The following is a 21,069-nucleotide window of genomic DNA, read 5'->3' on the forward strand; positions in this document are numbered from 1 at the left end:
TCAGGCTTGCTCCGCCGCGGGCATGATGTGGCCGGTCAGCAGGGCGCCCAATTCGCCGACATAGCCGTCCGACCGGGCCGGCCGGGCGGGATCGGAGGTGACGACGACGGTCAGCCCCAGCGACGGCACCAGATACAGCATCTGTCCGCCATAGCCGCGGGCATAGGCGATGCGATGGCCATTCGATTCCGCCAGGAACCAGCCATAGCCGTAGGCGTCGCCGGAATAGGGCGACCGGGTCCGCGGCACCCAGGATGCCTGCGCCCAGGCCGCGCTGACCACGGGACGTCCGTCCCAGACACCGCCCCGGCTCCACATTTCCCCGAAGCGGAACAGGTCCAGCGGCGACAGCACCATGTTGTTGCCGCCCAGATAGAAGCCCTGCGGATCGCGCGTCCAGCCCGCCAGCTCAATGCCGAGCGGCCGGCCCAGCCACTCCCGCGCCAGAGCCAGCAGGCTGCGTCCGGAGACGCGGGCCAGCACCGCGCCCAGGACGTGATAGCTGCCGGTCGAATAGATCATCCGCTCGCCCGGCCCGGCGACGAAGGGGCGGCCGAGCGCATCGGCGACCCAATTCCGGCTTTCGATCCAGCGGCCGTAGCCCGGCCCGGAGGTCGGCTCCAGCCCGGCTTGCATGGTGAGAAGCTGCGCGATGGTGATCCCGCCCACCCGCGGATCCGCGCCCTTGGGGATCAGCCCCGGCGCCACGTCGCCCAGCGTCGCTTCGACGCCAAGCGGCAGCTTGCGGTCGAGCGCGATGCCGGCCAGGGAGGCGACGATCGTCTTGGACACCGATTTGACGTTCACGGCGCGCCCGACCGGCGGCCCCCGGAAGGCCTCCGCGGCCAGCACGGTGCCGTGCCGTCCGATCACCAGCGCGTGGAGCTGATCAAGGCTCGCTGCCCGGTCGAGCGCGCGGGTCAGCAGCACCGGATCCAGCGTCGGACTTGGGGACTTGCCGGCAGCGGGAGGCCCGCCAACCGCAGCGGACAGGGAGCGCGGCAGCAGGGAGCCGACGGAAGCGGCAGCGGCGGCGGCGAGGATGGTCCGCCGGTCGATCGTGGATCGGGGTGTTGGCTCCATGCCCAGCCATATGGTCGTGACCTGCTGCAATCCAAGCCTTTGCGGATCGGCACCTGATGGGGCGCAAGGCTTCGATCCCTCTTCGGACCCGGTGGCGCTTCGGCAGAATCGTTTAAGGCGGGTAAAGATATTTCCAGGATGAAATAAACAATATCCTTCATGAAATCGAATTCATGCTTGCCATTCTCCAACAGTGGTAAGTAATAAAAATAATGTGCGGAAGTCCTTCGATTAGGGGCCCCTAATGCCGTGTCGGGTGCAAGAACGACCATGAACGACATTGTTGCAAAACGGGCGGACTGCCGGCACCGGCAGTGTGGGACTCGAACCGTACGCATTCTCATCGATCGGATAACCAGCCTCGGCAAGGTGGACCCGCGCATGGGCGCCTGACCCTCGCACCGGACCGGCGCATGCGGCGATGCAATGCCCAATTGCGCATGCACAGTCCGGCTCGGCCGTTCGACCGCGCTCCCTTCGGTGGTCGTCGGCCCCCTTGTCGGATCTCCCGTCCCGGGGGATGGCTGTAGGCAATATTCGGGTGTCGATGTGGACATGAATTACCGGGAGACGGCAATGTCGCCGCTGATGCAGGCGACGGCAGGCTTCGATCCGTCTCTGATTCTGGAAATGGCCCAGAAAATTCGCGAGCCACTTTACATCGTCAGGAACCGTGAAGGCCGTCTGGGAGCTTCGACCCGGCCGCCGGATTTCGCGGCGGAGCGGCTGGAGCCCGTCGCGACCCTGCCGCCGCTTTATCCCGAATGGCTGGGTGATCGCAGTTTCCAGGAAGCTCACGGCTGCCGCTTTGCCTATGTGGCGGGGGAGATGGCGCGGGGCATCGCCACGCCGGCGATGGCGGTCGCCGCCGCCCGTGCCGGGCTGCTCGGCTTCTACGGCAGTGCCGGGCTTTCGCCGCAGCGGGTGCAGGAGGGCATCGCCGAAATCCGCGCGGCGCTTTGTCCGCAGGCGCCGGGCTGGGGCGCCAACCTGATCCACAGTCCCAACGATCCCGCCCTGGAAACCGCGGTCTGCCGCCTGTTCCAGCAGCAGGGGGTGCGGCGCGTCTCGGCATCGGCCTTCATGGCGCTGACCCCGTCGGTGGTGGAACTGTCCGCCAAGGGGCTGCGCCGCGATCCGGCCACCGGTGCGGTCCGCCGTCTGACCCACATCTTCGCCAAAGTGTCGCGCGCCGAGGTGGCCCGCCAGTTCATGGCGCCGGCCCCGCAGCGCATGCTGGCCGATCTGGTGGCGCAGGGCATCCTCACCGCCGAAGAAGCCGAACTTGCCGCCGCCATCCCGGTGGCGGAGGACATCACGGTGGAGGCGGATTCCGGCGGCCACACCGACAATCGTCCGCTGACCGTCCTGTTTCCGATCATCCAGCGCCTGCGCGACGAGATGGTCGCCGCCCATGGCTATGACCGCAACATCCGCGTCGGTGCCGCCGGCGGGCTGGGGACACCCGCAGCGCTGGCCGGCGCCTTCGCCATGGGGGCGGCCTATGTCGTCGTCGGATCGGTGAACCAGTCGGCGGCGGAGGCTGGGCAGCCGCTGTCGGTCCGCCGCATGCTGGCCGACCTGTCCAGCACCGACGTGACGATGGCGCCCGCCGCCGACATGTTCGAGATGGGCGTGAGGGTCCAGGTGATGAAGCGGGGCACCATGTTCCCCTTCCGCGCCCAACGCCTGTACGAGCTGTACTGCCGCCATTCCGGCCTGGACGACCTTCCCGCCGCCGAGCGCGCGACCCTCGAAAAGGATGTCTTCCAGGCGCCGCTGGAGGAGATCTGGCGCCAGACCCGTGAGCATTTCGCCGTCCGCGACCCGGCGGAACTGGCGCGTGCCGAGGCCGATCCCCGCCACCGCATGGCCCTGGTCTTCCGCTGGTACCTGTTCAACGCCGCCCGCTGGCCGACGCAGGACGACGGCGCGCGCCGCCATGACTTCCAGGTCTGGTGCGGCCCGGCGATGGGCGCCTTCAACGACTGGGTGAAGGGCAGCTTCCTGGAAGCGGCGGACAAACGCACGGTCGAACAGATCGCCCGCAACCTGCTGGAAGGGGCCGCCGTGGTGACCCGCGCCCAGCAGATGCGCACGGCGGGCTTGGCCGTACCGGCCGCGGCCTTCACCTGGGTGCCGCGCCGGCTCGCCTGATCCAGCCTGACAAGCGCGCTTCCGCCCCAATCCCCCTCCGAACATCCGAGACCGCCTTGAAGAACCGCCACCCCATCGCGATCGTCGGCATCGGCGCCATGTTTCCGGGTTCCGGCACCACGCACGGCTTCTGGCGCGACATCCTCGCCGGCCGGGATTGCATCGGCGACGTGCCCGCCACCCATTGGCTGGTTGAGGATTTCTACGACCCCGATCCCTCGGCGCGGGACAAGACCTATTGCCGCCGCGGCGCCTTCCTGCCCCCGGCCACGCTGGACCCGCTGGAGTTCGGCATCCCGCCCCAGGCGCTGAGCGCCACCGACACCGCGCAGCTGTTGGCGCTGATCGTCGCCAAGGAGACGCTGGACGAGGCCTGCCGCACGCAGTTCCGCGACATCGACCGCAGCCGGACCAGCATCGTGCTGGGCGTGGCGTCCGCCACCGAACTGGTGGGGACCATGGGGGCGCGGCTGCAGCGGCCGGTCTGGGTCAAGGCGCTCCGCGAGGCCGGCCTGCCGGAGGACGAGGTGACGGCCATCTGCGACCGCATCTCGTCGCAGTATGTGGAATGGCAGGAAAGCAGCTTCCCCGGCGTGCTGGGCAATGTGGTGGCGGGGCGCATCGCCAACCGGCTCGACCTGGGCGGCACCAACTGCGTGGTGGATGCCGCCTGCGCCAGTTCGCTGTCGGCTCTGCTGATGGCGATGAACGAGTTGGAGCTGGGCCATTCCGACATGGTCATCAGCGGCGGTGTCGATGCCCTGAACGACATCTTCATGTACATGTGCTTCAGCAAGACGCCGGCCCTGTCCAAGAGCGGCGATTGCCGTCCCTTCTCCGATGCGTCGGACGGCACGATCGTCGGCGAGGGGCTGGGCCTGTTCGCCCTGCGCCGGCTGGAGGATGCCGAGCGCGACGGCAACCGCATCTATGCCGTCATCCGGGGGATCGGGTCCTCGTCCGACGGCCGCGCCACCAGCGTCTATGCCCCGCGGCCGGAGGGGCAGGCGGTGGCCTTGCGCCGGGCCTATGCCGATGCCGGCCATGACCCGCGCAGCGTCGAACTGGTCGAGGCCCACGGCACCGGCACCCGCGCCGGCGACCTCGCCGAATTCACCGCGCTGACCCAGGTGTTCCGGGAAGCCGATGCGGAGGCCGGGGCCTGGTGCGCCATCGGATCGATCAAGTCGCAGATCGGCCACACCAAGGCCGCAGCCGGCTCCGCCGGGCTGCTGAAGGCGGCGCTGTCGTTGCATCAGAAGGTCCTGCCGCCCACCATCAAGGTCGACCGGCCCGACAGCCGCCTGAAGCTGGAGAGCAGCCCCTTCTACCTGAACACCCGTGCCCGGCCCTGGGTGAAGGCGGACGGCCCCCGCCGCGCCTCCGTCAGTTCCTTCGGCTTCGGCGGCAGCAACTATCACGTGGCGCTGGAGGAGTATACCGGACCGCAAGCCGCGTCCCGCCTGTGGGCGGGCGGCGCGCTGCTGCTGCTGGGGGCCGCCGATGCGCGGTCCCTGGCCGAGGCGGCGCGTGCCCTTGGTGCCCGCGTGGAGAAGGATGGGCTGGAGGCGGTCGCCCGCGACAGCCAGATCGCCTTCGATCCGCGGTCGCGCCACCGCCTCGCCATCGTCGCCGCCGATGCCCGGCAGTTCGAGGCGCGCTTGGCGACCGCGCTCAAGCAGACGGGCGCCTTCAGCGCTCCCGGAATCCATCTGGCAGTGGGCGAGGGTAAGGGCAAGGGTGGGGGCGGCAAAACCGCCTTCCTGTTCCCCGGCCAAGGCAGCCAGTATGTGAGCATGGGCGCCGATCTGGCCGTGGCCTTCGACGAGGCCCGCGTGGTCTGGGACGGGCAAGCCGCTCTGCCGACCGTGCCGGGCCAGTCGCCGCTGCATCGCGTGGTCTTCCCGCCGCCCGCCTTCACCGGCGAGGAGGGGGAGGCGCAGGAAGCGGTCCTCACCCGCATGATCCACGCCCAGCCCAGCATCGGCACGGCGAGCCTCGCCCTGCTGGCGGTGCTGGAGCGTGCCGGAATCCGCGCCGATGCCGTCGCCGGCCACTCCTTCGGCGAGATCACGGCGCTGTGTGCCGCCGGTGTCCTCGACCGCGACACCGCGCTGTCCCTGGCCGCCGAACGTGCCCGCTGCATGGAAGAGGCCGCATCCGGCAGCGACGGCGCCATGATCGCGGTGGCCGCCGGGCGCGAGCGGGTGGAGCCGCTTCTGCAGGGTCTGGACGTGGTGCTGGCCAACGACAACGGGCCGGAACAGGTGGTCCTGTCCGGCGCCCGCGCTGCTGTAGAGAATGCCGCGACCCGGCTGGAGGCCGAGGGGCTGCGGGTGGTCCGGCTGAAGGTCGCCAGCGCCTTCCATTCGCCGGTGGTCGCGCAGGCCGCCGAAACCTTCCGCAGCGTCCTCGACGGCACGGCGTTCGGGTCCTTCGCGATCCCGGTCTACGCCAACCTCACCGCCGCACCCTACGCCGATGCCGAGGTCCGCGACCTGCTGGCCGGGCAGATCGCCGGCACGGTCCGCTTCCGCGAGACGGTCGAGGCGCTTTATGCCGACGGTGTCCGGACCTTCGTGGAGGTCGGGCCGGGTTCGGTGCTGAACGGTCTGGTGGCGCAATGCCTGGGTGGCCGTCCGCATCTGGCGGTTGCCCTGGACCGGCGCGGGGCCCACGGCGTCGCCTCCCTGCTGGACGGCTTGGGCGCGCTGGCGGTCCATGGCGTGCCCGTCGATTTCCAAGCGCTGTGGACCGGCTTCGCCGAAGAGCGCAAGCCCAAGCCCGCATCGCCCGCCGCCGTCCGCGTCAGCGGCGCCAATTTCGGCAAGATCTACCCGCCGCCGGGCGGTGCTGCCGCGCTGCCGAAGCCCAATCCGCCCCGCCCCGCCATTGCGCCGCCCGCGCCGACTCCCCTGGCACCGGCTCAATCCGCCCCGGTTTACTCCCCGTCCATTGAAGAAGCTCCGATCATGGTCACGAACTCTCCCGCTCCGCAGCCGGCGCCCATCCCCGTCGCGACCGCGCCGGTTGAGACGATCTATCACCATGTCGCCGACGCCCATGCCGCCTTCCAGCGCGCCATCGCCGAAAGCCATCAGGCTTTCCTGGCGGTCGCCGGTCAGGCGATCCAGAGCCTGAGCGGCGTGCCGGCATGGCCGGCGGCAGCACCCGCCGTCCCGGTGGCGCCGACCATGGCGCCGAGCATGCCGGCCCCCGCTCCCATGCCGGCCTTGGCGCCGGTGCCGCCGGCTGCGCCGGTCATGCCGGTGCAGAGCCAGACGTCCGTTGCCGCAGCGCCGCAGCATGTCGCTCCGGCCAGGGTGGAACCTGTTCAGGCCAAGCCCCATCCGGTGACGGCACCCGCCGCCCCCGTTGCCGCTCCGCCCAAGGTCAACGCCCGGGACATCGTGCTGGCGGTGATCGCCGACAAGACCGGCTACCCGGTGGACATGCTGACGGCGGACATGGAACTGGAAGCCGGTCTCGGCATCGACTCCATCAAGCAGGTGGAGATTTTCTCGACCTTGCAGGACCGCATTCCGGCGCTGGGCAATGCCGACATGCGCGAACTGAACGCGCTGAAGACCATCGGTCAGATCCTCGCCATGGCCGACAGCCGCAGCGGCGGCGCCGCCGCCCCCACGGCTGCCCCGGCGCCCGTGGTGGCGGCAGCGGTTCCGGCGGCCAAGCCGACGGCTCCGTCCGTCGATGTCGGCGCGCTGTTCATGGGGCTGGTGGCGGAGAAGACCGGCTATCCCGTCGAGATGCTGAGCCCGGAGATGGAGCTTGAGGCTGGTCTCGGCATCGATTCCATCAAGCAGGTCGAGATCTTCTCGGCCCTGGTCGACCGCCTGCCGGAACTGGCCTCGGTCGAGATGCGCGAATTGACCGCGCTCAAGACCGTCGGCGCGGTGATCGACCGCATCAAGGGCGACGCCCCGGCTGCCCAGCAAACGCCGGCCCAGATCCAGACCCAGGCCCAGACCCAGGCTCTGCCCGCGTTATCGGCAGGCACCATCCGCACCTGCTCCGTCTTGGAAGAGCGGAAAGCGGGCGGTGCCGACATGTTGCGCGGCCTGACCAGCATCGCCGTCGTGCCGGATTCGTCCGGTGTCGCCGCCGAACTGGTGGCTCTGCTGTCGGCCAAGGGCATCGCCGCCCGGATCGCCGAGCTGCCGGGCGGGCAGGACGACGCGGTGCTGTTCCTGGCCGGGCTCGACGGGGCCGATGCCGCCTCGGCCGCCGATCTGCACTGGCGCGCGCTTGCCGCCGCCAAGGCCGCCGACGCCCGCTTCGGCAAGACCGGCGGCGCCTTTGTCACTGTCGAGAAGGGTGGTGAGGCTTGGCTGGGGCTTGGCGGTCTCGTCCTGACCGCGGCGCATGAATGGCCGGCGGCGCGGGTCAAGGCCATCGAACTGGAGCCGGGAAGCCGCTCCGCCGCCGACCTCGCCCGTGCTCTCGCCGCGGAGATTGCCACCGGCGACGGCGATGCGGAGGTCCGCCTTGCCGCAGACGGCAAGCGTCTGGTGCGGACCCTGCGCGAGGGAGAGGCGGCCGACGGCCCGCTGCCGCTGGAGCAGGGCGCGGTGATCGTCGTCTCCGGCGGTGCCCGCGGCGTGACCGCCGTCGCGTTGGAGCAGCTGTCCCGCCGCATCCGCCCGACCCTGGTCATCCTGGGCCGCAGCGATCCCGGCGCGGCGCCGGTCCTGCCGGGCATCGCCGAGGATGCCGACGAAACCGCGGTCCGCCGGGCGGTGATCGCCGGTCCCGGCGCCGGCAGGCAGCCGCGCGAGATCGAGGCGATGGTCAAGGCCATCCTGTCCGCCAACGAGGCGCGCGCCACGTTGCGCCGGTTGGAAGCGGCCGGTGCCCGCGTCCGCTACTGCCGCGCCGACGTGCGCGACGCGGCGTCGGTCGCGCAGGCGCTGGCGGCGGTCCGTGCCGAGGCCGGGCCGATTTCCGGCATCGTGCATGGGGCCGGCGTGCTGGCCGACAAGCGCATCGGCGACAAGACGCGCGACCAGTTCGACGCCGTCTTCGGCACCAAGGTGGAGGGAATCGCCAATCTGCTGGCCGCCACCCGCGAGGATCCGTTGCGCGTCATCTGCCTGTTCTCTTCCATCGCCTCGCTGCACGGCAATGCCGGGCAGTGCGACTACGCCATGGCCAACGGCGTGCTGAACGCCGTGGCGCGGGCCGAGGCGGCACGCCGGCCGGACTGCACGGTCAAGGCCATCGCCTGGGGGCCGTGGGACGGCGGCATGGTCGGACCTGCGTTGAAACAGCATTTCCGCCGCATGTCCGTCGATCTGATCGCGCCGGCGGACGGCGCCGACTTCATGCTGCGCGAACTGGCGCAGCCGCCGGCCGGCGACGCGGTCGTCTCCTGCATCGGGCGTTCGGCCGCCGCGGGTACCGCCATCGGACGGGCGGCATGAGCCGGTTCCCGCCCATCGCCGTCATCGGCCACGGCTGCGTGCTGCCGGGCGCCCTCAGCCCGGCGGAGCTCTGGCAGGCCGTCGTCGAGGGGCGGGATCTGCTGCGCCCGGTGCCGCCGGGCGTCTGGCGCGTCGATACCGCAAAGGCGCTGTCGCCCGAGGCGCCCGAGCGTTCCGCGACCGACAAGGGCGGCTATGTGCAGGGCTTCGACGCCATCTTCGATCCCAACGGCTTCGCCTGCCCGGCGGAGGAACTGGCCGGGCTCGATCCGCTGGTGCTCTGGCTGGTCCATAGCGGGCGCGAGGCGCTGCGCGAGGCGGGGCTGAACATCGCGCCGGGCGGGCGCTGCGGTTTGATCGCCGGCAACCTGTCCTATCCCACCGCCAGCCTCAGCGCCTTTGCCGAATCGGTCTGGCTGGACCGGGAGGGGCCGAAGCCCGCCAACCGCTTCTCGTCGGGCCTGCCGGCGCAGCTGGCCGCCCGTGCCCTCGGCCTGCAGGGGCCGGCCTTCTGCCTGGATGCCGCCTGTGCCTCCTCGCTCTATGCCGTCAAGCTGGCCTGCGACCAGCTGCATGACGGGACCGCCGACCTGATGATCGCGGCGGGCGTCAACCGCGGCGACGACCTGTTCCTTCATATGGGCTTCACCGCGCTGAACGCCCTCAGCCCCACCGGCCGCAGCCGGCCGTTCCACCGCGAAGCCGATGGGCTGATCCCGGCCGAGGGGGCTGCCTGTGTGGTGCTGAAGCGGATGGACGACGCGGTGCGCGACGGAGACCGCATCCTCGGCGTCATCCGCGGCATCGGCCTGTCGAACGACGGGCGCAGCCGAGGCTTCCTTGTTCCCGACGCCGGAGGCCAGGAGCGCGCCATGGCCGACGCCTATGCCCAGGCGGGTTTCGCGCCGGAAGCGGTATCGCTGGTGGAATGCCACGCCACCGGAACGGCGCTTGGCGACGCCACCGAGATCGCCAGCATGGGCCGCATCTTCGCCGGCTTGCGGGATGTGCCGATCGGGTCGCTGAAGTCCAACCTGGGCCACCTGATCGCCGCCGCCGGTCTGGCCGGCATGGTCAAGGTGATCCAGGCGATGGCGGCCGGCATCCGCCCGCCGACCCTGCATGCCGACGCCGCACCGCTGGACGGCATCGGCGCCTCGCCCTTCCGCCTGCTGGACCGGGCGGAGCCGTGGGAGGTGGATGGGCCGCGCCGCGCCGGAATCAGCGCCTTCGGCTTCGGCGGCAACAACGCGCATCTGGTGCTGGAGGAGTGGCACCCCGCCACCGTGTCCGTTCCGGTTGTCGCTCCCCCGCCGCCGTTGCGTGTGGCGGTCGTCGGCCTTTCCGTCGCCACCGCCGCCGATGACTTCGCCGCGGCCTTGGCCGCACCTCCTTCGGGAGACGGCCCGCGCGTCCTGGACAGCATCACGCTGGACCTCGCCACTATCCGCGTCCCGCCTGCCGACCTGCAGCATGCCCTGCCGCAGCAGCTTCTGGCGATGAAGGCGGTGGCCCGCGCCGTCGCCGACGCCCCGGCCTTGCCGGCAGCCACCACCGGCGTGCTGATGGGCATGGGCTGCGACGCCCAGGTGGCGCGGCGCGGCCTGGGCGTGCGGCTTGCCGACCTGTGCGGCCCGGATGCCAGTGTCGATCTCGGTCCCCCGCTGAACGCGGCCGGCGTCATCGGCACCATGCCCAACATCGTCGCCAACCGCTTCAACGCCCAGTTCGACTGGCGCGGCCCCAGCTATTCGGTATCGGCGGAGGAGTTGTCGGGGCTTGCCGGGTTGCGCATCGCCGCCCGCGCCCTGGTGACGGGCGAGCTGGACGCGGCGGTCGTCGGCGCGGTCGATCTGTCCTGCGAGCCGGTGCACCGCAGCGCGCTCGCCGCCCTGCGCCCCGACCTCGCTACCCCCGGTGACGCCGCCGTCGTTCTGGTGCTGCGCCGGGTGGAGTGCGCCGAGGCCGCCGGCGAACCGATCCACGCCATCCTCGACCTGTCCTCCGCCACCGATTCCGCCGAAGCGGAGTTCACCATCGCCGGACCGCAAGGGGCGAGTCCCGTCACCAGCCGCTTCGGCCATGCCCATGCCGCGTCCGGCCTGCTGCATGTGGCCGCCGCCGTGGTCGCCTGCAGTGGCCGCATGAAGCCCGGAGACGGCGCTGCCCAACCCTGGCTGGATGCCGGTCGCCTGCGCGCCCGCGTGAGCGTCGTGGCTCTGGGCGGGGCGACCGACGGGCTTCTGGTCGAAAGCGGCGATGTCTCGGAGCCGGCCGTACCGCCGCCGGACACGCGCCTGCATTGGTTCGCCGCCGCCAGCCGGGCGGAGCTGTGCGCGCGCATCCGGCGCGGCGAGGATGGCGGGCAGGGGCCGGTGCGGCTGGCCTTCGCCTGTCCGGCCGGCAAGGAGGCCGACACCCTGGCGCGCGCGCTGGCCCTTGCCGAGGGGCGCGAGGCCACCGCCGACGGTATCCAGTTCCGCGAGCGACCGCTCGGCGGCCGGCTGGCCCTGGTCTTCACCGGGGCGGCGGCGGCTTACGAGGGAATGGGGCGCGAGCTTTTCCTGTCCATCCCCGATGTCGGCCGGAGCGTGACCGCGCGCTTCCCTATCCTCGCCCATGCGGCGGAGCGGCTGTACGGATCGGCGGAACCGCTCGACGCGATGGCGCAGCTGCAGACCTGCGCCCTGATCTGCCAGACCCATGCGGAGGTCAGCCGCAGCGTGCTCGGCCTGCGGCCTGCGGCTGTGATGGGCCTGTCCTCCGGCGAGACCAACGCGCTGTTCGCCGCGGGCATCTGGTCGGACATGGGCGCCATGTTCGCGGAAATCGACGCATCGGGCATCTATGGCCGCCATCTGACCGGCGACTGCCTTGCAGCCGCGCGAGTCTGGGGGCAGGCGGATGCCGCCGACTGGCGCAACTGGCGCCTCCTGGCCCCGATCGAGGAGGTGGAGGCGGCGCTGGCCGGCCTGCCCCGCGTGTCGATCACCATCGTCAATGCGCCGCAGGACTGCGTGATCGGTGGCGACGCCGATTCCTGCCGTCAGGCGATCGCGCGCATCGGGGCGCACCGCGCCTTGCCGCTCGGCCAGGACATGGTGGTGCATTGCGCAGAGATGGCGCCCTGCGCCCCGGTCTGGCGCCGGATTCACAGCCGCGAGACGACACCGCCCGAGTGCATCGCCGTCTATGCCAATGCCTTCGGCGAAGCCTACCGGCCGTCGGAGGAGCTGTGCGCCGAGGCGCTGACCCGTCAGGCGATGGAAAAGGTGGACTTTCCCCGCACGATCCGCCGCGCCCATGACGATGGGGTGCGGATCTTCGTCGAGCATGGTCCGCGCAATGCCCTGACCCGCTCCATCGCCGCCACGCTGGCCGACCGCGAGCATCTGGCGGTCAGCCTGGACCATCCCGGCCGTGCGCCGCTGGAACAGCTGGCCCATGTGGCGGCCGAGCTGTTCGCCGCCGGTCAGGAGCCCGCCATGGCCGAGGTCGCCCGCCGCCTGGAGCGCCGGACCGCCCCGCCGCCGGCCCAGCCCCTGACCTTCGCCGCCCATGCCGCGCCCGTCGCGGTCGCTCTCGGACAGCCGATGCCCCCCGCACCGCCCCTGCCGCCGGTCGCCGACCTGCCGCCGCCCGATCTGGCCGCCCGCCGCCCGCTGGACGAGGCGCCGGAGCCTGAGCCTGTGATCGCCGATGTGCATCGTCCGGCCGCGCCCGGCGTTTCCACACGGGCGCCGGTTCCGCCGTCCGACAGCCCGATCGCCCGCATCCTCGCCCGTACGGCGGAGCTTCACACCGGCTATCTGAAAACCGCGTCGGACCTGCACCGGAGCTATCTGCAAGGTTTCGGGGTGGCGACAGTGACCGCTCTCCCTCTCCCCCCCGCTCCCCCTCTCCCCCCCGCTCACGCGCAAACTTCGTTTGCGCTGACGCGACAGGCGGACCTTTGGTCCGCTGAAAGCGGGGAGAGGGTCGGGGTGAGGGGGATGCATGGGGTGGATTCTCGGGATACGGCCGCCGCGCTTCCCCCTCACCCTAACCCTCTCCCCGGGGGGGAGAGGGCATCGTCACCCCCGGGCCGTCCGCTCTGGGACCGCGCCCAGCTGGAAATCCTGGCGTCGGGCAAGGTATCCGACATCTTTGGTCCGCTCTTCGCGCAGCAGGACGGCTACGCGCGTCAGGTCCGTATGCCGGAGCCGCCGCTGCTGCTGGTGGACCGCGTCATTTCCATCACCGGCGAACCCGGCAGCATGGGGCTTGGCTCCATCGTCACCGAGACGGATGTCACGGCCGACAGCTGGTATCTGCACAACGACCGCATGCCGGTGGGGCTCGCCATCGAATCCGGACAGGCCGACCTGCTGCTGATCTCCTGGCTGGGCGCCGATTTCCGCAACAGGGGCGAGCGCGTCTACCGCCTGCTGGGCTGCGAGATGACCTACCATGAGGGTGGCCTGCCGCGGGTGGGCGACACGCTGCGCTACGACATCCACATCGACGGCCATGCCCGCATGGGCGAGGTCGGGCTGTTCTTCTTCCATTACGATTGCCGCATCGGTGATCGGCTGGTGCTGTCGGTCCGCAACGGGCAGGCCGGATTCTTCACCGACCAGGAATTGGCCAACTCCGGCGGCGTGCTGTGGAGCGCCGAGGAGGACCGGCCCAGGGACGGCGCGCGCCTGGACCCGCTGCCCTGTCCGTCGCGCCACCGCGCCTTCACCGCCGAACAGCTCGACCTCTGGACCGCCGGCCGGGCCTTCGCCTGTTTCGGCGAGGGGTTCGAACTGGCCGGCAGTCACCAGCGCACCCCGGCGATCCCGCAGGGGCGCATGCGCCTGATCGACAGCGTGACCGCCTTCCAACCGCAGGGCGGCCCCTGGGGACGGGGGTATCTGCGGGCGGAAAGCCATGTCCCGGCCGACGCCTGGTTCTATGCCGGCCACTTCAAGAACGATCCCTGCATGCCCGGCACGCTGATGGCCGAGGGGGCGGTGCAGGCGGTCGCAACCTTCATGGCAGCCGGCGGCTTCACCATCGGACGCGATTCCTGGCGGTTCGAGCCGGTGCCGGACGAGCCCGCCCGCTTCGTCTGCCGCGGACAGGTGGTCCCGGACGCCGCCCATCATCTTGTCTACGAAGTCTTCGTCGAGGAGATCGAGGACGGCCCGACGCCCATCGTCCGCGCCGCCCTGCTGTGCAGCGCCGATGGCTTCAAGGTCTTCCATTGCCGCGCCTTCGCCGTGCGGATGGTGCCCGACTGGCCGCTCGGCCATGGGCGTCATGCCCTGCCGGCGCTGGCGGAGGCGCCGCGCATCGTCGGCACCCGCGGCGACGTGCGCGGCGATTACGAGGCGCTGCTGGCCTGCGCCTGGGGGGCACCGTCCCTGGCCTTCGGCAGCATGTATGCCCGCTTCGATGCCGGGCGGGTGCCGCGCCTGCCGGGGCTGCCCTATCACTTCATGTCCAGCGTGGTCTCGGTGAACTGCCCGGCCGGGGAGCCGACCGTGGGCGGCACGCTCCTCGTCGATTACGAGGTGAAACCGGAGGCGTGGTACTTCGCCCGGAACGCGGCGCCGGTGATGCCCTTCTGCGTGCTGATGGAGGTGCTGCTGCAGCCCTGCGGCTGGCTGGCCTCCTACATGGGCTTCGCGCTCGCCTCCACCGAGGATCTGGCGATCCGCAACTTGGACGGCGACGCCGCCCGCGTGCTGGCCGAAGTGACGCCCGCCGACGCCCGCGTCCGTACCGAGGCGACGCTGACCCGCTTCTCCCGCGCCGGCGGCATCACCCTGATCGCCTTCAAGGTCCGGGCCTGGGTCGACGACCGGCCGCTGATGGAGCTGGAAACCTCCTTCGGCTTCTTCGCGTCCGCCGCGCTGGCGAAGCAGAACGGCCTGCCGCCCTTGCCGGCCGATGATGCGCGGGGGATTCCGCCCGCCATGCCCGTCGTGGAGCCGCGCGGCGCGAAACTGGCGGACGGAATGCTGAGCATGGTGGACGAGGTCACCGGCTGGTGGCCTGAGGGCGGCGCCAGCGGCCTGGGACTGGTGCGCGGCCGGCAGGTGGTCGATCCGGAATCCTGGTACTTCAAGGCCCATTTCTTCCAGGATCCGGTTCAGCCCGGTTCGCTGGGGGTCGAGGCGCTGCTGCAATTGCTGGAGCGCGCCATGATCCTGGCGGGGCTGGACAGCGAATTGGACTCGCCGCGCTTCGAAGGGGCCGCTCTGGACCAGACGCTACGCTGGAAGTATCGCGGTCAGGTGGTCCCCACCAACCGGACCGTCACCACGGAAATCGAGATTGTGCGGATCGAGCGCGACGAGCGCGGCATTCTGGCGGTTGCCCGCGGCAGCCTGTGGGCCGACGATCTGCGCATCTACGAGGTTGACGGGCTGGCGGCGCGTCTGGTGCCCGGCGGTGGCGGCAATGGCGGCATCCGCCTGGATTTGGACAACGCCCCCTGGCTTGGCGACCATCGCCCGACCCATACGGCCCCCGCGGTTCCCCTGACCTGTCTTGCCGACATCATGGCGGCGGCGGTTTCGGGCGAATGCGTCGTCTCCCTTGAGGATGTCCGGGTTCAGCGCTGGGCGACGGTGCCGGTCACGCTGGTTCCGGAGGTGGAGCCTGACGGCCGCGTGACCTTGCGGGATGGCGGCAACATGCTGGCGACCGGCCGGGTGATCCGGGCGGACGAGTGGCCGGCGCCGCCGCGGCCGTTCGATCCGCTGGAGGATGCCCGGCCGTCGCCATGCCCCTATGCCGCCGCGGAGCTGTTCCACGGCCCGGCCTTCCAGATCCTGAGCGGGCTGCGCACCGGCTCCGGCGGCGCGTCCGCCGATCTGGACGCGGTCAAGGCTGCGCGGGTGCCGGGGCTGATCGGTCCTGCGCTGCTGGATGCCGGTCTCCATGCCACCCCCCGCCATGCCCCCGAACTCTGGTGGGGGGAACAGGCGGGGGGGATGCTCGCCTATCCCAGCGCCATCGAGCGGCTGAGCCTTTTCGGCCCGACGCCCTGCGACGGCATGGTCCGCATCGAGGTGCGTGCGCTTCCCCTGGACGCCCAAGGGCGCGCCCGGTCGCGCCTGCAGTGGATTGCCGAGGGCAGGGTCTGGGCCGAGATGGACCTCGCCGACGTGCTGTTCCCCAAGGGCGCGCTCGGCAAGGCTCCCGCCCTGGCGCGGCAGGCGTTCCTGCGCGACCGCAAGGCGGCGCCCGGCGTGCGCCTGTCGCGGGCGGAGAGCGGTACGAGCCGCCTCAGCGCCCGCGAGGTCGCGGCGAGCAACTGGCTGCCCGGAACCCTGGAAAGCCTCTATGGCGTGTCGGGCAACCCCTCCGACATGGCCCACTCCATCGCGGCGAAGGAGCATGCGGCGGCACAGCTCGGCGTCCATCCGGGGGTGGTGGCGGTCGAGGGCGATGTCGCCCGCTGCCCCGGCGCGCCGCTCAACCCGGTTCCGCTGTCGGTCACGCGCGACGGTGCCGACTGGGTGGTGACGGGCACGCTCCCCGCCGCTCCCGACATCTTGCCGCTGCGGACCTTCTGGCGCGCCCATCTGGGGACCGGCGACTGGCCGGTGGAGGACCTGTTCCTGGCGCTGGCCGCCGAATTCGTCGGTCAGGTGCGCGTGGCGGAGCCGAACGGGCTCGCCCGCATCCGCGACCGCGGCGCGCTGTTCCTCGGAAACCATCAGGTGGCGGTGGAATCGCTGACCTTCACGCTGGCGGCCGCCGCCCTGACCGGCAGGCCGATCCTGACCGTCGCCAAGGCGGAGCATCGCAACACGTGGCTTGGCAGCCTGCTGGCCTTGTCCGGCAGCGATTCTGGGCTTCGCCTGCCGCAGATGATGCTGCTGTTCGACCGCGAAGATCCGGCGGCCATGCTGGGGCTGATGGAACAGGCGCGCGACGCGGTGAGGCGCGATGGCGTGTCGATCATGGTGCATGCGGAGGGCACGCGGTCGCTGTCCTGCCGGACCCCGGTGTCCCGGCTGTCCGGGGTGTTCCTGGATCTGGCGGCGAGGCTGGAGGTTCCCATCGTGCCGGTCCGCTTCGCCGGCGCCCTGCCGGTCGATCCCGCGCCGGAGCGGCTGGAGTTCCCGCTGGGCTTCGCTCGTCAGGACATCCATATCGGTCGCCCGCTGTGGCCGGAGGAGTTGGCGAGCCTGCCCCTGGCGGAGCGCAAGAGGGCCGTCCTCGACGCCATCAACGGGACTGGCCCATCGCTGGCCGGCGAGGGTCCCAACGAGCCGCGCCCGGACTTCGAAGCGGCGGCGATGGCCATGGCGGCAACGCGCGGACTCAGCCTGCCCCGCGCGGCGACGCTCCAGGCGGTGTTGAACGCGATCCCAAGCGATCGTCCGCTCGCCCGTCTCGCCCGCAGCATCGCGGCGGGGGAGGGAGCGGAGGAGGTCGACCCGTGGCTGTCCGCCCTGGCCGGCTGGTTTCGAACTCAGTAGATGGGGATGCCCACGATCATCAGGCCGAAGACGCCGAGGATGGCGTGGGACACGCTGCTGCCGACCAGCGATCCCTGGCGGGCGAAGATCCAGCCCCAATAGAGGCCGATGGGGAACACCGCCAGGGCAAGGCCGATCGACACATGCAGGTGGGTGGCGCTGAACAGCATGTTCGACAGGACGATGGCTTCCGCCGTCTTGTATTTGCTGGTCAGGAAAAGCTGAAAGGATGCCTGGGTGCCGCGGGCGATGGTTTCCTGGATCGGCGTGAAGGCGCAATAGGCGCTGCCGTAGAGAAGGATTTCGCCCAGCGACAGCCCGGTGGACCGCGCGAAGTCGAACACCGGCTGCCCTTGCAGGGACGGGATCATCGTCACGCCGATCCATTTGAGCGTGACGATCAGCAGGGCGATGGGGATGGACAGCACCACGCCTTCCAGCGCGTTGCGCCGCCAGTTCTTCAGGGTGAAGCCATAGGCGCTGGGCGGCCAGGGGCTGGTCTTGACGGTGCGGTACACGCCGAAGGCGAAGGCGGTCAGAATGGGCAGGCTGATGAGGGAGGTGTCTGGAACCACCTTGCTGAGCGCCGTGGTGACGCCCAACGCGAACATGTAGAAGCAGAGGCCGACCAGCAGGCGAAAGATGAACTTGCTCATCTCCACGCGGTTCTCGGCCTCGTTCAGCTGACGGCGCAGGGTCTGGACCGTCACCTCGTTGGTGCGGCGCAGGCGCGCGGCCAGCTCATAGGCCAGATTGATCTTGAGACGCCCATCCACGCCGAGTTGGCGGTCGGGATGCTCCTGCAGGCGGGAGAGCGGGACGGCGATGACCTCGCTGTCCTCGGCGGCGCGGACGGCGCCGGAGCGCGGGCCGCTGTCGAGCAGCGACACCTCGCCGATGGACTGGCCCGCCGTCAGCAGGGCGAGGCGATGGCGGACGTCGCTGCCCTCCTCGCGCTTCAGGACCTCGAAGCTGCCGGAGAGAATGAAGAAGAGCGCGTCGCCGGGATCGCCCTCTTCGAACAGAAGCTGGCCCTGGGGGATCTTGCGGGGGCCGTCCACGACGGCGGCCAGCTGCCGGATGTTCTCGTCCGAGAAGCCATTCAGAAGAGGCGCGCTCCTCAGACGCTCGTCGATTTCCAGATGCCGCGCATCCGACGGCGCGCCACCGACAACGTCCATCTCATCCCCCTCGCCAGAAAAGCGCGGGCACCTTAGCGCAAGGGAGAAAGGGTTAGAAGTGACATGAGAAATCGGGACGCGCCCGGCTCACACGACGCAGAGGCAGGCACCCTCCTGGTCCATGGCGATGGAATCGACGGCGACCGGCAGTTTCTGCGCCTTCTCCGGCATCTTGGGCCGGTGGGCCTCGCCGCGGCAGGCATCGATCGGCACATCCTCCCCCTGCATCAGCGGGCAGCGTTCGAAGATTTCCGCCACCCAGTCGACGAAGACCCGCACTTTGGGCGAGAGGTGGCGGTTCTGCGGATAGAGGGCGGAGATCGGCATCAGGGCCGGGCGCCAATCCGGCAGGATTTCCACCAGGGCGCCACTGCGCAGGTGGGGCAGGGCCATGAAGCGGGCGGGCTGGATGATGCCCAGCCCTTCCACCCCGCAGGTTACGTAGGCGTCGGCGTCGTTGACGGAGACGGTGCCGGACATCTTCACCTCGCGCTCCACCCCGTCGCGCTCGAAGCTGGGCTCGTGGACCTTGCCGGTCCGGGTGAAATACTTGACGGCGACGTGGCATTGCAGCTCGTCCAGCGTCTTCGGCGTGCCATGGGCGGCGAGATAGGACGGGCTGGCGCAGGTCACGGAGCGGAAGGCGCCGACCCGCCGGGCGATCAGGCTGGAATCCTGAAGCTCGCCGACGCGCAGGACGCAGTCCACTCCCTCCTGGATCAGGTCGATGGGCCGGTCGCTGAGGCCCAGCATCAGTTCGATGTCGGGATAGGCGCTGTGGAACTCGTGGATCGCCGGGATGATGACCAGCCGGCCGATGGAGCCCGGCATGTCCACGCGCAGCCGGCCGCGCGGCGTCTTGCGCGCGCTGGTGAAGGAGGATTCGACCTCCTCCAACTCCTGCAGAATGCGGGTGGCGCCCTCCAGATAGGCGGCGCCGTCCAGCGTCAGGTTCAGCTTGCGCGTCGTCCGCTGCAGAAGCCGGACGCCCAGCGACGCCTCCAGGTTCTGGATGGTGGTGGTGACGGAGGCGCGCGGCAGGCCCAGCGTGTCGGCCGCCTTGGTGAAGCTGTTGGCCTCCACAACCCGAACGAAGACGCGCATCGCGTGAAGCTTGTCCATGGCCGTCCTGTCCCGCCCTGCGTCGGCACCGCTCCCGGGCATGGGTGGTGCCGTTGGTTGAATAGGCGCTATTTAACCACGACGCGCGCCGCTGTCGATCATTCGGACGGACATGGCTGGACCGATGGGACCGGCAGGGACCGCTACGGTTCGCTGTAGCTGGTGGGGATGATGCGCAGATCGAAACGGGCTGGGTCCTGCTGGAAGATCAGGCCGCCGAAGCGTTCGGAGTAGGGCGGGAGATAGTCGAACTCGGCCTCCACCGCTTCGACCACGCGGTCGCCGGACCGCAGCTCGCCACGCACACGCAGGGTGGCGGCGGTGGCGGTGGTGCGGTTGCGGATCTGGAAACGGACGGTGTGGCCATGGCCGCCGGCCTGGGTCTCCACCACGGTGATGTCGATCCGGCCGGGCACTTCACCTTCCTCCCGAAGGCCGTACTGCACCATGTAGGCGATCATGGCGGCGATCAGCAGGGCGCCGATTCCCGCCGCCACCCATTCCAGGGGGGAGGTCGGCGCTGCACGCTCCGCCTCGGTACTGTTCTTGTCCCGGTCCGCCTTTTGCGGTGAAGGCCGGGTCTGCTCCGTCACGGCGTCCTTGCGCAGGGGTGCCGGTCCGACTTGCGGGGTCATGGTGGTGCCCTTCCTTCCGGTCACAGGATCAGCCGGGCGGACGCCGCGCCGATGGCGCAGGGGAAGCCCAGGACGACGGTGGCGCTGATGATCTCGGCCAGTCCCGTGCCGTCGGTCCGGCCGAAGGTCCACAGCAGGTAGAGGCAGATCGACAGCACGATGACGTAGCCGACGACGGTGAAGCGCAGGAACAAACTCCAGAACCCCACGCCGCCGGGCGGCTTCGACCCGCCGGGCAGCTCCACCGCATAGACGAAGGCGTGCATCAGGACGAGCGACAGCAGCAGAAGCGCGATCTCCCGCCACGGGTCCATCATGTAGGACAGCAGGACCATCTCCTCCGTCGGGGCGACGTTGAGGCCGAGGAAGAGCGCGCCGACGCCCATCAGGAACAGTTCCTGCCCGTATGTCATGGAATCCTGGCGTTGCGTGCTCTCGGCCGTCTTCTCGCCCAGCTGGTCGCGGGCCAGCATGGCGCCGATGGCGGCGGGGAAGCTCTGCAGCGCGATCTTGCCGATCAGCTCGCGCGCGGGCATGTCGAAGGTCAGGACCTTGAAAATGCCGAGGATGACAGCCGACATCGTCACCGCCACCGCGATGGCGACGAAGGCATCGGCGATGTCGTCGCGCAGGCTGGCGTTGGTCTTGAAGCCGCTGACCACCGACAGGCCGATCAGCAGCGGGATCAGCAGGACCAGAAGCAGCACCAGCCGCCAGGGCGTCATGGTGAAGCCGATCCACCACATCTCCATCGTCATCAGCATCGGCAGCGAGAAGATCAGCGCCCCGGCGAACGCGCGCGCCAGCCCGACCAGGAAGGAGCGGTTGTCCTCGTAAGTGGGCCTTTCCGGTGTGGCGGCGTCCGGCCGGCCGGCATCGGCTGTCATGCATCGTCTCCCCAACCCCGCCGCACGGTCGTCGCGGCCCGCATTCCAGGGTCAACGCTTACGGCCACGCACAGGTTTCCGCGCCGCCCAAAGGAAGA

The 21,069-nt window shown here is 70.4% G+C and carries 8 protein-coding genes; 3 read left to right on the forward strand and 5 right to left on the reverse strand.

What is annotated here, in order from left to right; genetic code table 11:
* Window positions 1-1,083, reverse strand: a complete 1,083-nt coding sequence (locus VD964_RS06715) for a serine hydrolase (protein WP_324866849.1) — start codon at window positions 1,081-1,083, stop codon at window positions 1-3.
* Between the two features lie 576 nt (window positions 1,084-1,659).
* Between VD964_RS06715 and VD964_RS06720 the strand changes: the two genes are divergently transcribed.
* The 3 genes from VD964_RS06720 to VD964_RS06730 are packed head-to-tail and all read left to right on the forward strand — an operon-like array spanning window position 1,660 to window position 17,146.
* Window positions 1,660-3,240 (forward strand): PfaD family polyunsaturated fatty acid/polyketide biosynthesis protein, encoded by a 1,581-nt coding sequence (locus VD964_RS06720; RefSeq protein WP_324866851.1) that lies wholly within the window; start codon window positions 1,660-1,662, stop codon window positions 3,238-3,240.
* A 56-nt stretch (window positions 3,241-3,296) separates the two neighbouring features.
* Window positions 3,297-8,681 carry an SDR family NAD(P)-dependent oxidoreductase gene (locus tag VD964_RS06725; RefSeq protein ID WP_324866853.1) on the forward strand — a complete coding sequence of 1,795 codons (5,385 nt, stop codon included), beginning with the start codon at window positions 3,297-3,299 and terminating at the stop codon, window positions 8,679-8,681.
* Complete coding sequence (locus VD964_RS06730) at window positions 8,678-17,146, forward strand: polyketide synthase (RefSeq protein ID WP_324866855.1); 8,469 nt, start codon at window positions 8,678-8,680, stop codon at window positions 17,144-17,146. The genes VD964_RS06725 and VD964_RS06730 overlap by 4 nt, the downstream gene beginning before the upstream one ends.
* On the opposite strand, the gene VD964_RS06735 is transcribed toward VD964_RS06730, so the two are convergent.
* The 4 genes from VD964_RS06735 to VD964_RS06750 all read right to left on the reverse strand — a co-directional run bounded on the left by VD964_RS06735 (window position 17,140) and on the right by VD964_RS06750 (window position 20,971).
* Entirely contained in the window at window positions 17,140-18,327 is a 1,188-nt protein-coding gene (locus tag VD964_RS06735; RefSeq protein ID WP_324866858.1) for a cyclic nucleotide-binding domain-containing protein, read from the reverse strand. The genes VD964_RS06730 and VD964_RS06735 overlap by 7 nt on opposite strands.
* 87 nt (window positions 18,328-18,414) lie before the next feature.
* The gene (locus tag VD964_RS06740) at window positions 18,415-19,449 is read right to left on the reverse strand and encodes a LysR family transcriptional regulator (protein ID WP_324866859.1); all 1,035 of its coding nucleotides are present in this window, start codon (window positions 19,447-19,449) and stop codon (window positions 18,415-18,417) included.
* A 143-nt stretch (window positions 19,450-19,592) separates the two neighbouring features.
* Window positions 19,593-20,084, reverse strand: a complete 492-nt coding sequence (locus VD964_RS06745) for a TIGR02588 family protein (protein WP_324866861.1) — start codon at window positions 20,082-20,084, stop codon at window positions 19,593-19,595.
* A 20-nt stretch (window positions 20,085-20,104) separates the two neighbouring features.
* Complete coding sequence (locus tag VD964_RS06750; RefSeq protein ID WP_324866863.1) at window positions 20,105-20,971, reverse strand: TIGR02587 family membrane protein; 867 nt, start codon at window positions 20,969-20,971, stop codon at window positions 20,105-20,107.
* Window positions 20,972-21,069 lie beyond the last annotated feature (98 nt).

The organism is Azospirillum sp. (genome assembly GCF_035628975.1).
Lineage (GTDB): Bacteria > Pseudomonadota > Alphaproteobacteria > Azospirillales > Azospirillaceae > Azospirillum.

Bases quoted from the DNA above. Each gene is read 5' to 3' on its own strand.
- VD964_RS06750 (WP_324866863.1), bottom strand. From the start codon at position 20,971: ATGACAGCCGATGCCGGCCGGCCGGACGCCGCCACACCGGAAAGGCCC.
- VD964_RS06740 (WP_324866859.1), bottom strand. From the start codon at position 19,449: ATGGACAAGCTTCACGCGATGCGCGTCTTCGTTCGGGTTGTGGAGGCC.
- VD964_RS06730 (WP_324866855.1), top strand. From the start codon at position 8,678: ATGAGCCGGTTCCCGCCCATCGCCGTCATCGGCCACGGCTGCGTGCTG.
- VD964_RS06735 (WP_324866858.1), bottom strand. From the start codon at position 18,327: ATGGACGTTGTCGGTGGCGCGCCGTCGGATGCGCGGCATCTGGAAATC.
- VD964_RS06715 (WP_324866849.1), bottom strand. From the start codon at position 1,083: ATGGAGCCAACACCCCGATCCACGATCGACCGGCGGACCATCCTCGCC.
- VD964_RS06745 (WP_324866861.1), bottom strand. From the start codon at position 20,084: ATGACCCCGCAAGTCGGACCGGCACCCCTGCGCAAGGACGCCGTGACG.
- VD964_RS06720 (WP_324866851.1), top strand. From the start codon at position 1,660: ATGTCGCCGCTGATGCAGGCGACGGCAGGCTTCGATCCGTCTCTGATT.